The following is a 13,619-nucleotide window of genomic DNA, read 5'->3' as shown; positions in this document are numbered from 1 at the left end:
AATCTCTCCTCTATATATGGTTACTAAAAATAAGGTTTAAAAATTGTTTTGCATTCGTTCCAAGAAATCGGCGAGTGCTTGAATTTCAGCTTCACTGAAACCATCCAGGATTTGATGGATATAATTGGTTTTCTCTGTTTTATATCCTTCAATCTGTTTGCGCCCATGATCCGTTAGACGAACAAAAGTTACCCGATTATCCTCAGGGTTTTTGCGTCTTGTAACCATCTGGTCCGCTTCAAGTTGTTTCAGGTGGCGTGTAATTGCTGCACTGTCGATGTTAATGATCTTCTGGAGCATGGATTGATTGATCTCATCTACCTGATCAAGCTCGTGCAGAATTTCAAAACGAGAGGAACTGATCCCGGTGCAGCGTTCAAACTTGGGACTGATTTTGTTCCCCAGCACATTCAGCAGATTAATGATCTGCTCTTCTTTGGAAACCATACGTGTCATGACTAGACCTCCCGGGTGAATCCAATCAACAACGGCGTATGTTAACAAATAATTAAAGTTGCCAGTATACAATGCCATTGCCTCATGATTCTGTAGCTGCTCTTAATCGTTGATGGATCAATAGTTGACACCTCAATGATTGATGGCTCAATTAATATAACATGTCATTTATCATAATGCAACAGGTTGGAAGAAAGAAAAAATAGCTTTTTTGCTTCCCCTAATCGGGAGATATTCGGAAAGCTAAGGTGTCATTTGTATAGGTTATCCCTAGATGGAGGATTTAACTCTATTTTGCATTTCATTGAGAATTATTATCACTTTATTTATAATTAAATGGATAGTGCAATGGATCGTTAGAACCCTCCATTTGAACGAATGGCAGTATAGAGTAGCAAGATGAAGGTACAGTGTGAAGTCGTAACATAGGATTGGAAGGGAGGGGACATGGAGAAAGTATGAAATTAGATGATCATCTTCTGCTCTGGAATCATGTCTTTATTAAAATATTGGATGTACGTATACATGCGTTGAAACCAGGTGAAGAGCTATGCAATTATGTATTGCCTGCCAGTACATATCTGTACTTTGTTGAAGGAAGTGCACGGGTCACCATGGACGGGCATAACCATATGGTTGATGGATTTTATATTGTTCACGGTGGGAAACTGGCGCAATTGAGTGTCGAGACTGAACTGGGTGTTCAATACTTTATCATCTTGTACAAAGCCATCCTCACTTTGCCTTGTCGTATGGAGATCCAGCTATTAATGGAACAGCAGAGGCCATTTCAGGATCAGTATGCACTAATCCCATCCAAACCGCTGGATTTATACCGCTCGATGGAGAAAATGCAAGCAGAATGGCAACAATCCAGCACACTTGCAAAGCTTCAAGTTCGGGCTCTGTTTTATCAATGGGTATATACTCTACTTGAAGATCTAGACCAGCAAACTGTTCAGCCACATAAGCCGGATCTGGTCACAAAAGCAACGGAGTATATACAGATGCATTTGCACGAATCCGTAACGCTTAAGGATATGGCAGAAGAGGTGGAGTGTAGTGCAGGACATTTGTCACGCCTGTTCAAACAAAGGTTGAACGTAAGTCCTATTCAATTTTTGGCACAAAAACGTACGGAGAGAGCTGCTTATCTGCTGATCCATACGGATGCAACGCTACAGCAAATTGCAGAAGAGGTCGGATATCCGGATGCACATTCCCTTAGCCGTAGTTTTAAGAAAATTAAGGGATTGTCACCTATTCGTTATAAAAAGGAACTAAAACAGAAGCCAAAGCAAGATTTGCCACGTTTCATGCGAGAAAATGCCCTTCAAGCGTTTTATTCTCATGACTATAATGATATTGATTATCAATATCAGAAAGATCATGGAGGGGAATTATTTATGCAAGGAAAATTCAAAGTGACAGCATTGTCAATGTTGCTGTGTCTAACGCTGTTACTCACAGCCTGTTCCAGTAATGTACCCACAGCAAACGGAGGACAATCCGAAACCAGCCCAGCCGCTGCCCAGACAGATAAGCCGACATCGGAATCAGGGAAATCAGCAGGACAAGCAGAGACACGCACGGTATCTACATTAAAAGGTGATGTCGTGGTTCCAGCGAATCCGCAACGTGTTGCTTCGGATCAATATATGGGGTATCTGTTGAAGCTCGGCATCGTACCGGTAGGTGTAAGAACATTTATGCTGAATGAGTCGTGGATTGATAAGTCGGGCATATCACCCGATATCATCGCCGGTATTCAAGACCTCGGCGGAGAGTTCCCGATGAATCTGGAGAAGCTGGTGGCGCTGGAGCCGGATCTGATTATTGGTTCCATTGATAAAAATGTGGAAGATTACGAGAAAATTGCAACGACAGTCTTTTTACCGTATTGGGAGGGGGAGACTACTTCAGGGCCGCTGGAGAAATTACGCCGGATTGCAGGTGTTTTCGGGAAAGAGGACGAAGCGGAACAATGGATTACAGATTACTATGCCAAGGTGGATGAGGCTAAAAAACAGATTGACGGTATTATTAAAGAAGGAGAAACTGTGTCCATCGTACAGATTGGGAACAAGTCTATGTACGTTATGGCCGCCGAAGGAGGTAACTATGGCAGTTCAACGATCTACGAGATGCTGAAGTTGCCACCTACGAAACAGGCGAAGGAGATGGAAGAAGGATTCGAGAATATTTCTCTGGAAGTGCTGCCTGAATACATGGGGGATCATATCTTCATATATGGTTCCAAGGATGACGGGGCAAGTGACGTATTAAACAGCGAGGTGTGGAGACGACTGCCGGCTGTGCAAAAGGGACAAGTCTATGCCTATGGTTCCTTTGGGGATAAAGGTGATGAGTTTGTAATGGAAGATCCATATTCCCTGGATTTGCAGCTGGAGACGATCACTAATTTGCTAGTGAAGAACAAAAGGTAAACTTGTTATTCGGTGAGAAGCAGGGGCGGAAATAAGGAAAGGGAGCTATCATGGAGACTAATGATTGGATTAAAAGAATGAAGCAACTATATCTCTCTTCTGTACACATCTGCCATTATGCTGGCATTCCAGAGCAAATCCAACACAGGGTATGGAAAAGGTTTGCCTTATGTAGAGTAACTGATGGCAGAGGGACGTTGACTATCAATAATGTAATGCATACGGTGTCCCGTGACGATTGTTTTATACTTAGTCCAGGCATGCATTTGGAATTACAACCGGATATGAAGGCTCCTGTCCGATATCAGCTTATCTTATTTTCCGGTGTGGGACTTGTTCGAACACATCACGTGTGGCGAACCGAGGCATTTGATTTTCCTGTTACGGGCAAGCTCCAACTTTCTTCCAATAGGCGAGATATTCAAGAGATGATGGATCGATTAGTCTATAAAAATCACCCTGCATCCGGGTTGGAGAACACAGCCCAAAAACATCTTTTACACCAGTTGTTGATTCGGTTGTTAACTTGTGTGGAAGCAATTTCCAAACCACCTCAGGCAGGAATGGACTTGGCAATCGATTATATGTCGCACCATTATATGAAGGAAATTCGGATGGATGAGATGGCTCAAGTGGCGGGACTTAGCGTGAATCATTTTATAAGAACATTCAAACGTCAATTTGGGATGACACCGATGGAGTATATCCTGAAACAACGGATGGCGAAGGCCAAGCAACTCTTGTTTTCTACAGACAAAATCAAGGTCATCGCGGAGCGTGTCGGATACAGGGACGAACACTATTTCAGTCGGGTGTTTAAGAAAAATGAAGGTATTGCTCCAACATTTTTTATGAAAAATAAAGTTAGCCGTATTGCAACATTATACTATGGACTGGATGAGGTCGTTCTAACACTCGGGTTGAAACCTGTGTCTGCTTTATCTTATGTTCAGAGAGTGGATCATCCTATCCTTATGTCTTCACCCCAAGCCCATCCTCCGCAAGGGCTTATCCTTAACAGTTTAAGTCAGAACTATGAGAAGTTGAGGGGATTGCAGCCAGATTTGATCATTACAAGTGATCGTATGGAGCCGAATGAATCCCTGCATCAGATTGCTCCTACAGCAATCCTTAAACACACGAATCAAGTTGGCGAAAGTCTGCTGTATATGGCGGATATCATGGGACGGAAAGAACAGGCTATTCGCTGGATTGAACAGCATGCGAATTTAAGCCATGTTCTTCAAAAACGTATTCACTCCGAATGGGGGAAACAGTCGGCTATGTTTATCCGTGTTTCCTCTGGATTCTATCGAATGTATGGATTGCACAATCAGACGGGTTCCTTGCTGTATGACGATATGGGATTACATATGCCAGAGGGTTACCCAAGCGAACAGTGGGCTGTGGAGATGAACATCAATGATGTGCAGTTATACAACGCGGATCATCTATTTGTTATGGTGGATCCGACAGCAGAAGCGAGAACTCAATTTCAACGTTTGATGAAATCTGATGGATGGATAACATCCAAGGCTGTACAGGAAGGTCGTGTTTATGATGCAGGGGATATTTTCTTCCAAACGCTGGGTCCAATCGGGCGTGTAAGGGCTATGAAGTATGTGGCCAAGCAGCTTAGTGTTTCCTTAGGGTGATATTTTACACGTAAAGAGAGTGGAATAATCCATGGAAAGCTTGTTTGCTTTTCCCTACCATAATGATAATGATTATTATTATTAAGTAGAGAAGGGGAATTAAAGAAATGCTAAGACAGAGAACAGCCTATATGATTCTGTTGTCCCTGCTCATGCTCGTTCTGGCGGCATGTGGCAAGACAACGACTGAAGCTACACATGGAACATCTCCGAAACAGGACACAGCGTCAGAAGATAAAGGCACACAAACCATTCAACACCTGAAAGGAACTTCGGTTGTACCACAAAAAATAGAGCGAATGGTTGTGTTATCTGCTGCTTATGTTGATCACATGCTTAGCATTGGAGAGAAACCTGCGGGTGTTAATGTAGAAGTACGCTACGGTGGAGATTACTTGCCTTATCTGGCAGATCAGCTTCAGGGCGTTCCAACGGTAGGTTCGGCAGATAGTCCCAACCTTGAAGCTATTGTTCAGATTGATCCAGATGTGATTGTAATTGAGAGTCGAACAGCTGAAAATTCATATGATCAGTTGGAGAAAATCGCTCCTACGATTGTATTGGGTGACGATTGGATGGACTACAAAGACGATTCGACATATTGGACTCGGGATCTGCTGACTATTGCTGGAATGTACAACAAGGTTGATCTGGCTAAAGAAAAAATCGCAGAAGTTGAGCAACAAGCCGATCAACTTAGAGTTAAAATCGAACAATTGGGTGAGAAAAAACTGGCTTATCTGCGAGTAAGGGAGAAGAACCTGCAGATTTATGCGTCCACAGGTCACCCAACCAATACACTCTTGTATCATGATCTTGGATTTGAGCCTTCTGCTGTGACACCTGCTGAACAACGTGAGGACCTGTCCATGGAGAAAATAGCAGACATCGATGCCAATTATGTTGTGCTTGAAGCTGACCCCAATGCCCAGGACTATTTAAGTAAGATGAAAGAAAGCTCACTTTGGAAAAACGTGCCGGCTGTTGGAGCTGATCAGGTCTATCAAACCGACTCCTTCTGGTTGTTTAAAGGATGGGGAGCTATAGGACGARGCGAAATATTAAATGAAATTAAAGATATGATTCAATAGATGGTGCGTTATTCAGGGAATGATCATTCAGAGATGATGGCCGTTTTGGATACTTCTTTTGTGACGAGCGTTCGTGGAGACGATAAGACTTTCAAATATGCGTTTGGTGTCAAAGATTTGCTGCATGAGCAGAAAAGAGATCTGATACTGCGAGAACAAGCGATACAACAAGGACTGAAGCTTGGTGGTGAAGGAAGTGTGGCGGTAGGAACCCTTTTCGCCAAGCGATATTCGGTATGGGTTATGGCTGTAATCTCGGCTTGCAGTCTATATGATACTCTTCTAAATATCGAGGATGATGTAGTCCGATTCGAATTGAATGGCACGGGCGGCATGCGCTATGAGACTCGGTTGGAAAGAAGTCTGGATAATGGTTCAGGACTGGGGATTGGGGGAAATGTAGCTCCAACTAGTAAGGTTTTGGCTCAGCGCAGGACAGAAATTAGTATGCTACGGGATAGTTTACAGTTGCACGTGGGACGTATTTTCCAATCAGTTGCTGCGGCAACGGGAGCAAGCACGAGGGTTATGCATGCATTAGTCGCACATAATGTACAACAATTGCTTGCACGATTAATCGAAGATCACGCGATATGGAAGACGGATAAGCGTCTTGAGCTCATTAAGAATGATACACAAGTATGGCTAGACGAGTCAATGAATAATACATTTTCCACTCGGTTTCAACGCTTTGAACATCCGGAATGGCAAGGTCCTTCGCTTCTGATCCGCAGGTATTGTTGTCTGGCCTATCAAGTCGGTAGCGGCAGTTCTGCCCATGGCTATTGTAACACTTGTCCAAAACTAGATTCAGAATCGCGACAGCGTATGCTTTTGCGATAGTAGTCATTTCATACGAATACTAAAAACAGTTACAGTCGGTGTATTTCCCGAAGGTAGCTGTTTTTTTGTTATGAGCTCAAGACTCGACGAATCTCTGTGAATTAATCGGCTCACATAGCTAGCCCTAACTTTAATGCAACAACAGGCAATTATACGATTCCAACGACAGGGAGATATTCAATCGAAGCCACAATTAACTATGCAACAACCGCAGCCATTGCTCTTTCTCTGGGTGCAGGAGTAAATCCGGCTTTTCTGGTTCAGAGAACATCGCCAACCGTAACAACATTAGTAAGTGGACTGTTGCCCGTTCTGAATGTTCTATGCAGCGAATGGCCTTACCATTTCACTCAACTTAGATAGTGGTGCGACGAACGGGATTTTCTGGTCTGTCCATCAAATGACTTAGGTACCCCTTTTAAAAGGTGATGTAAGAGGGAAAAAGATAATTTGGCAGGAGTACAATAATGGGTAGTCATCGAAAAACAGGCTTGGAGCAGATCTGAGTCTGTCTTCTTGTATGCTCTCCAGTTCTCTTCATTGAATAAAGCGCATCTCAGCTCTACTTCACACCATAGAATCTTCTTTAGTATGTGGAAACAAGTATACCTAACTTTTTTAGGTTGAATGACAATTACGTTTCTGTTAGCTTCCACTGATGGATTTCAACTCATATAATAACGCTAATTCTATCCGGATATTACAAAGTAACATGAGATGAGTGTATGAATGCAACGAAGCCTGTTCTAGATAGATTATGAAAGGGTTGATGAGTATGGGCCTCGATGCTTTAAATGAACGTGTGAAGCATGATTTAGCATATTTATGTTTTGGAGGTACCAGCTGGGTTCGTACAAAAACGCATGCAGAAGGGCATGTTTATGATGTTGTTATTGTAGGCGGTGGACAGAGCGGCCTTGGGGCTGCATTTGGACTTTTGCGCGAACGGATCTCGAATATTCTGATCATCGACGAAAATGTGGCAGGGCAAGAAGGGCCATGGGAAACTTATGCACGTATGGTAACGTTGCGGACGCCGAAACATCTAACTTCCATTGACCTGGGTATTCCTTCTCTGACGTTTCGTGCATGGTGGGAGGCTCAGGAGGGTGTTGAGGGATGGCAGAAGATCGATAAAATTCCTCGCAGGGACTGGATGAATTATTTGCGTTGGTATCGGGAAATCCTGGACCTTCCAGTACAGAACGAAGTTAAGTTGAACCTCATTGAACCTGGGCAGGATGGAATTCATCGTCTATATGTAACCGAACAAGGAATTCGTGAAAAGCACATTTTGGCTCGGAAAGTTGTGCTTGCAACCGGTATACAAGGAGGGGGCGTGTGGCATGTACCCTCGCTAATCTCAGATCATCTGCCGCGAGAGTTGTATGCCCATACTTCAGAAAAAATTGACTTTGAACGGTTAAAAGGAAAAAAGGTTGCAGTGCTCGGCGGTGGTGCATCGGCTTTTGACAATGCAAACCACGCTCTGGCCTCAGGTGTGGCTGAAGCTCATGTTTTTGTCAGACGTGAACAATTACCACGAGTCAATCCGATTCGCCAAATGGAACAATCCGGCATGATCGAGCGGTTTCATGCTTTACCTATGGCTGATAAGTATCAGGTGATAGCTCACTTTTTCAAATATAATCAGCCACCTACCAATGATACGTTCAACCGCGCTGCATCTTGGCCTGGATTCGAGCTGCATCTGGACTCGCCATGGTTAAGTGTGCAAGCTTCGGATCAAGGAGCCACAGTTGAAACGGCGCATGGAAGTTATACATTTGATTTTCTTATTATAAGTACAGGTCTGCTCAGTGATCCCGCTCTTCGCCCTGAACTGCAACTCGTAGAACGGCACATTGCTCGCTGGCAAGATTGTTACGAAGCCCCGCTGGGAGTTCGGAATGCGCTACTTGATGCACATCCTTTTTTAAGCGCTGGATTTGCAATGACCAGTAAAAGTGAACAGGGGAAAGCGCTACTGCATGGTTTGTTTATATTCAATTATTCGGCTCTGGCCAGTTGTGGGCTGTCTGCTTCAGCGATATCGGGCACCAGAAGTGCCATCCCCAAACTGGTTGCAGGTATAGCCGATCAATTGTTCCTCGATGACCGGGAGGAGACACTTCGTGGGTTTTATGATTACAATGAGCTGGAATTTACGGAGACATGGGTGAAACGCCCGGTTCTTGGCTGAGGCAATCATATAAAGTATTTCGTGCAGCAGGGGATGCTGTACGTTTTTTTTGTTTTTTTACATTGTGACTTACACTCGGTGTCGATTTATTGTAAAATGTCGTTTGGATCATGTTAAAGGCAGGGATAAACAAATGGAACAAAAGAAACAAATAAAACAAATGAATTATGAGCAATTCAGGGCTCATGTGAAAAAGGCATCACGTGTACGCAATGTACCTCTAACCAAAATTGTAGCTTTTCAAGAGAAGTTTATGAAAATTGAGGAAGTACAGTTCTATGATGTAGAGCAAAATTATATGAGTGTGCAAGCCTGTAACACGTTGTGGATGAATCTTGAGAACAAATCATTCCGCAATATGGTCTCTCAAACATTACAGGTCTATCGGCAGATGCCAAATCTTGGGCGACTTTCTTTTGAGAATCTGATCCGTGAATTATATGATACCGCTGTACCTATCTTGATTGATTATGATCCAGATGAATATTACACCTTAGAACAGTTAATTGAGATACTGGCAACGGATGAGGAGAAGCTGATCGAGCAACTGGAGATGGGAAGATTCAAGGGTGCTTTTATTAATGAAGAAGGTAAATGGCTCAAACCCAAACCGGAAGTGGGAAGCACGGAGTTATTATAAGTAATGCGCAGTATATACAAAACGACGTCTAAAATCCTGTAGCAATGCCATTAGAAGAGGCGGTTGTTGCAGGATTTTTAACGACAAGTTATGAGCACGACGAACTATAAATTTATCAGATGCGTGCAATGGACGATTTGATAAGGACACCGGACAAATAAATTAGTCGAATGATGAAATTTTTTGAAGGTTTTTAAATTATTTTGAATGAAAATGATTGTTTTTTGCGGAATTTATGATACTATAGAAGCAGTTGGAGGAATGCATATGCTGACTGAAGAACGATATGCTGCAATTGTAGAGCGCTTACATTTACAGGGAATTGTGAAGTTACAGGAGCTTGTTGATGTGTTAGGTGTTTCTGAATCCACGATTAGAAGAGATTTGATTGATCTGGAAAGTCGTCAGATGCTCAAACGTATTCATGGTGGTGCCTCACTGGTGAATGAAAAATCATTAGAACCAGGTATGGAGGAAAAAACGTTCAAAAACATTCAGCAAAAGACAGTGATTGCCAAGTTGGCAGCACAGGAGATCCAAAATGGTGAATGTATATACTTGGATGCTGGCACAACAACACTGGCTATGATCCCTTTTATAGAAGCCAGGGATGTAACGGTGGTCACCAATGGACTCTCCCATGTGGAGGCACTGGTAAGCAAACAAATTCGGAGTTACTTGCTGGGCGGCATGATGAAAACTCATACCAAAGCGGTGATCGGCAGCATTGCGCTGCAGAACATGGACAATTTCCGGTTTGACAAGTGTTTTCTGGGAAGTAACGGGGTAGACCCTGAAATGGGGTATACAACGCCTGATCCGGAGGAAGCCTTGATTAAGAGGCGTGCACACCAATTGTCGGGGAAATCCTATGTGCTGGCTGATTCCAGCAAAATTGGGGATATTACTTTTGCCAAATTGTTTGATTTGGAGGAGGCGGATCTGATTACGGAGCGAATGCCAGAACATTGGCGGACGGTAATCACCCAGAAAACTAAAATAATTGAGGGATAGCGATGATATATACAATAACACTCAACCCGTCCATTGATTACATCGTCGAAGTGGACGATCTGAAACTTGGCGGATTAAACCGCATGAATCGGGATTTGAAACTACCTGGCGGTAAAGGCATTAACGTTTCACGAATTCTGAATCAACTCGGAGCTGCCAATACGGCTATTGGATTTTTGGGCGGATTCACGGGACGCTTCATTAACGACAAGCTGATGGAAGATGCCATTCAGACTGATTTTGTTACCATTGCAGACGATACTCGCATTAACATCAAGCTAAAACACGGAGACGAAACTGAAATCAACGGACTCGGTCCAGCGATTCGTGCTGAAGAGGCAGAGCAACTGCTAAATAAACTGTCTTCCTTGCAAAAAGGAGATATTGTCGTATTGTCTGGCAGTGTTCCGCCGTCACTCGGTTCGGATTTCTATGATCGTCTCATTCATGTCTGCAAACAGACAGAAGCCGAGTTCGTCATTGACACAACAGGACCCGCACTGATGGAAGCGCTCGTTCATCAGCCATTGCTGGTAAAACCGAACCATCATGAGTTGGCCGAATTGTTTGGCGTAACCATTGATACGCGAGAAGAACTGGTATCTTACGGGCGTAAATTGCTTGAAGCTGGTGCGAAACATGTGTTGATCTCCATGGCTGGAGAAGGAGCATTGTTCATCACAGGGACAGATGTTTATCATGCAACCGTACCTAAAGGTACGGTGAAAAATTCAGTTGGTGCCGGCGATTCCATGATTGGCGGATTTGTAGGCACGTACGTGCTGCAAGGAGACTTGCTTGAAGCATTCCAGACAGGAGTAGCTTCAGGAAGTGCGACAGCCTTCTCGGATGACCTCGCTACACGTGAGTATATTGAACAATTGCGTAATCAGGTTACGATTACAATGCTTTAAGAAACAAGAAGAACGAAGTGAATTGAAGAACTGATGTAAGGCCTGCCATGTGCAGGCCGACTGAACTTAAGGGAGTGTTCCATGATGAAAATCACTGACTTAATGATCCAGGAAACAATGATTATGGATCTGCAAGCATCAACGAAAGACGAAGCAATCAACGAACTGATCGCCAGTCTTAACCAGAGTGGGCGGATTAATGATCCGGCGCTTTTCAAGGAAATGATCTACAAAAGAGAAGCGGAGTCCAGTACAGGCATCGGCGGCGGAATTGCTATGCCACATGCCAAAACCAAAGCGGTGAATGAACCAACAGTCGTTTTTGCAAAAAGTAAACAAGGTCTGGACTTTGAATCACTAGATGACCAGCCAGCTCAACTCTTTTTCATGATTGCAGCTCCAGAAGGCGCAGGTAATACACATCTCCGCACATTAGCGGCTCTTTCAAGGTTGTTGGTTGATAGCGATTTCATCGCTGAATTGTTGAACACGAATACGCCTGAAGAAGTGAGCGCGTTGTTTGATGCAAAACAGGAGGAAGCTGCTGAGAAGGAAGCTGCAAAAGAGAAAGCAAAAGCGGACAAAGCTGCACAAGCATCTTCGACTGAGAGTGGTACTAACAACGTGAAAAGCAACTCCGGTGTCATTGTTGGCAATGCGAATTCAGAAGACTTTGTTGTCGCTGTTACAGCTTGTCCGACAGGTATTGCTCATACGTTTATGGCTGAGGATGCTTTGAAGAAAAAAGCACAGGAAATGGGTATCAACATCCGTGTTGAGACCAATGGTTCCGAAGGTGCACAGAATGTGCTTACTGCCGATGAGATTGCTCGTGCCAAAGGTGTTATCATCGCTGCTGATAAAAACGTAGATATGGCTCGTTTTGACGGTAAACCTGTGTTGCAAAGACCGGTAAGTGACGGTATTCGTAAATCAGAAGAGTTGATCCGCAAGGCAGTCAATGGTGATGCGCCAATCTATCGCAGCCAAGGTGGAAACGCGAAGGATGAAGGTGCAGGCGATAGCAAGATAAGCGTGGGAAGCAAAATTTACAAAGATTTGATGAACGGGATTTCACACATGCTGCCATTTGTTGTCGGCGGTGGTATCCTGCTCGCCATCTCCTTCTTGTTTGAACAACTTGCAAGTCCTGAAAATCCGATTGTACAATTGTTGCAAACCATTGGTGGAGGAACAGGCGCGTTTCATTTCCTGATTCCTATACTTGCCGGATTTATTGCGATGAGTATCGGTGATCGTCCGGCCCTGATGCCTGGTATGGTTGGTGGTTTGATGGCTGTAAACTCCAATGCAGGTTTCCTTGGTGGTTTAGCCGCCGGTTTCCTTGCGGGTTATGTTGTTATTGGATTGCGTAAAGCGCTGAAAGGTCTGCCAAAAGCGATTGATGGTTTGAAACCGATCCTGCTCTATCCGGTACTTGGTTTGCTGATTGTAGGTACAATTAGTTTCTATGTTTTTGATCCGATTTTCGGTTCCCTGAACACATGGCTTGTAACTGCACTTGGTAATCTGGGTACAGGTAATAAAGTATTGCTTGGTTTGCTGCTGGGTGGCATGATGGCGATTGATATGGGCGGTCCATTTAACAAAGCGGCTTATACTTTTGCGATTGGTGTATTTACATCCAGCGGAAACACAGACGGTGCATGGATGGCAGCGGTTATGGCAGGCGGTATGGCTCCTCCACTGGCGATTGCACTTGCAACAACGTTCTTCAAATCCAAATTTACGGAGCAAGAGCGTAAATCAGGTCTAACAAACTATGTACTTGGCCTTTCGTTTATTACAGAAGGTGCAATTCCATTTGCAGCGGCTGACCCGCTTCGTGTACTGACCTCCTGTATTATCGGTTCTGCGGTTGCGGGTGGACTTACTCAGCTGTGGAGCATTAATGTTCCCGCTCCGCACGGTGGTGTCTTTGTAGCACTTCTCGCTAACCACACGCTGCTGTTCCTGCTCGCAGTTGTTATTGGCTCTGTGATTTCAGGTCTCATTCTGGGATTGTGGAAGAAGTCACCTACACTTGTTAAATAATATAATAATTTAATGTTAGTTCGAGTGATCGTGCTACATCAACGTGTTACGATGGTCGACTCAAAGCATCTCTCCAATGAATAAATTCATGGAGGGATGCTTTTTTATGTTCGTTGTTTCATTTGTATAGAGGAGTATGTTTGTTTATATTCAGGCATTTAAGCGGTAAGAGTGAATAGAGTCTGTGAGTCACTGTGCGATTAAATGGAAATATCAATAAAGGCAGACGCACCTTTTCGAAGGTAAGCCTGCCTTATTTTCATAATATGAATGTCGTATTCCTATTGTAAAATGAGTTGTT

Annotated in this window: 10 protein-coding genes; 9 read left to right on the top strand and 1 reads right to left on the bottom strand. The window is 43.8% G+C overall.

Going from position 1 to position 13,619, the window contains the following annotated elements; all coding sequences use genetic code 11:
• Window positions 1-36: 36 nt before the first annotated feature.
• Entirely contained in the window at window positions 37-456 is a 420-nt protein-coding gene (locus tag AB4Z30_RS09335; RefSeq protein ID WP_441925528.1) for a MarR family winged helix-turn-helix transcriptional regulator, read from the bottom strand.
• Window positions 457-914: 458 nt separating this feature from the next.
• On the opposite strand from AB4Z30_RS09335, the gene AB4Z30_RS09330 reads away from it, so the two are divergent.
• From AB4Z30_RS09330 to AB4Z30_RS09290, 9 genes are all read left to right on the top strand, one after another.
• The gene (locus AB4Z30_RS09330) at window positions 915-2,903 is read left to right on the top strand and encodes an AraC family transcriptional regulator (protein WP_441925526.1); all 1,989 of its coding nucleotides are present in this window, start codon (window positions 915-917) and stop codon (window positions 2,901-2,903) included.
• A 50-nt stretch (window positions 2,904-2,953) separates the two neighbouring features.
• Window positions 2,954-4,558, top strand: a complete 1,605-nt coding sequence (locus AB4Z30_RS09325; RefSeq protein WP_441925524.1) for an AraC family transcriptional regulator — start codon at window positions 2,954-2,956, stop codon at window positions 4,556-4,558.
• Window positions 4,559-4,665: 107 nt separating this feature from the next.
• Entirely contained in the window at window positions 4,666-5,649 is a 984-nt protein-coding gene (locus tag AB4Z30_RS09320) for an ABC transporter substrate-binding protein (protein WP_441925522.1), read from the top strand.
• A 60-nt stretch (window positions 5,650-5,709) separates the two neighbouring features.
• Entirely contained in the window at window positions 5,710-6,492 is a 783-nt protein-coding gene (locus AB4Z30_RS09315) for a hypothetical protein (RefSeq protein ID WP_441925520.1), read from the top strand.
• Between the two features lie 775 nt (window positions 6,493-7,267).
• Window positions 7,268-8,695: an NAD(P)-binding domain-containing protein gene (locus AB4Z30_RS09310; protein WP_441925518.1), complete on the top strand. Its 1,428-nt coding sequence runs from the start codon at window positions 7,268-7,270 to the stop codon at window positions 8,693-8,695.
• Window positions 8,696-8,828: 133 nt separating this feature from the next.
• Window positions 8,829-9,335: a hypothetical protein gene (locus AB4Z30_RS09305; RefSeq protein WP_441925516.1), complete on the top strand. Its 507-nt coding sequence runs from the start codon at window positions 8,829-8,831 to the stop codon at window positions 9,333-9,335.
• A gap of 267 nt (window positions 9,336-9,602) precedes the next feature.
• Window positions 9,603-10,349 carry a DeoR/GlpR family DNA-binding transcription regulator gene (locus AB4Z30_RS09300; protein ID WP_441925514.1) on the top strand — a complete coding sequence of 249 codons (747 nt, stop codon included), beginning with the start codon at window positions 9,603-9,605 and terminating at the stop codon, window positions 10,347-10,349.
• A gap of 2 nt (window positions 10,350-10,351) precedes the next feature.
• On the top strand, window positions 10,352-11,263 hold the full coding sequence (pfkB, locus tag AB4Z30_RS09295; RefSeq protein WP_441925512.1) for a 1-phosphofructokinase: 912 nt from the start codon (window positions 10,352-10,354) through the stop codon (window positions 11,261-11,263).
• An 84-nt stretch (window positions 11,264-11,347) separates the two neighbouring features.
• A complete protein-coding gene (locus AB4Z30_RS09290; protein ID WP_441925848.1) occupies window positions 11,348-13,318 on the top strand; it encodes a PTS fructose transporter subunit IIABC in 1,971 nt (656 codons plus the stop codon).
• Window positions 13,319-13,619 lie beyond the last annotated feature (301 nt).

The sequence above is a fragment of the Paenibacillus sp. 2TAF8 genome, from assembly GCF_052114825.1.
Classification (GTDB): Bacteria; Bacillota; Bacilli; order Paenibacillales; family Paenibacillaceae; genus Paenibacillus.
The sequence above is the reverse complement of the archived record's forward strand: the minus strand, read 5'-3'. Positions and strand labels throughout refer to the sequence as shown.

Coding starts and splice junctions, on each gene's coding strand:
- AB4Z30_RS09335 (WP_441925528.1), bottom strand. CDS start 456: ATGACACGTATGGTTTCCAAAGAAGAGCAGATCATTAATCTGCTGAAT.
- AB4Z30_RS09330 (WP_441925526.1), top strand. CDS start 915: ATGAAATTAGATGATCATCTTCTGCTCTGGAATCATGTCTTTATTAAA.
- AB4Z30_RS09325 (WP_441925524.1), top strand. CDS start 2,954: ATGGAGACTAATGATTGGATTAAAAGAATGAAGCAACTATATCTCTCT.
- AB4Z30_RS09310 (WP_441925518.1), top strand. CDS start 7,268: ATGGGCCTCGATGCTTTAAATGAACGTGTGAAGCATGATTTAGCATAT.
- AB4Z30_RS09305 (WP_441925516.1), top strand. CDS start 8,829: ATGGAACAAAAGAAACAAATAAAACAAATGAATTATGAGCAATTCAGG.
- AB4Z30_RS09300 (WP_441925514.1), top strand. CDS start 9,603: ATGCTGACTGAAGAACGATATGCTGCAATTGTAGAGCGCTTACATTTA.
- pfkB (WP_441925512.1), top strand. CDS start 10,352: ATGATATATACAATAACACTCAACCCGTCCATTGATTACATCGTCGAA.
- AB4Z30_RS09290 (WP_441925848.1), top strand. CDS start 11,348: ATGAAAATCACTGACTTAATGATCCAGGAAACAATGATTATGGATCTG.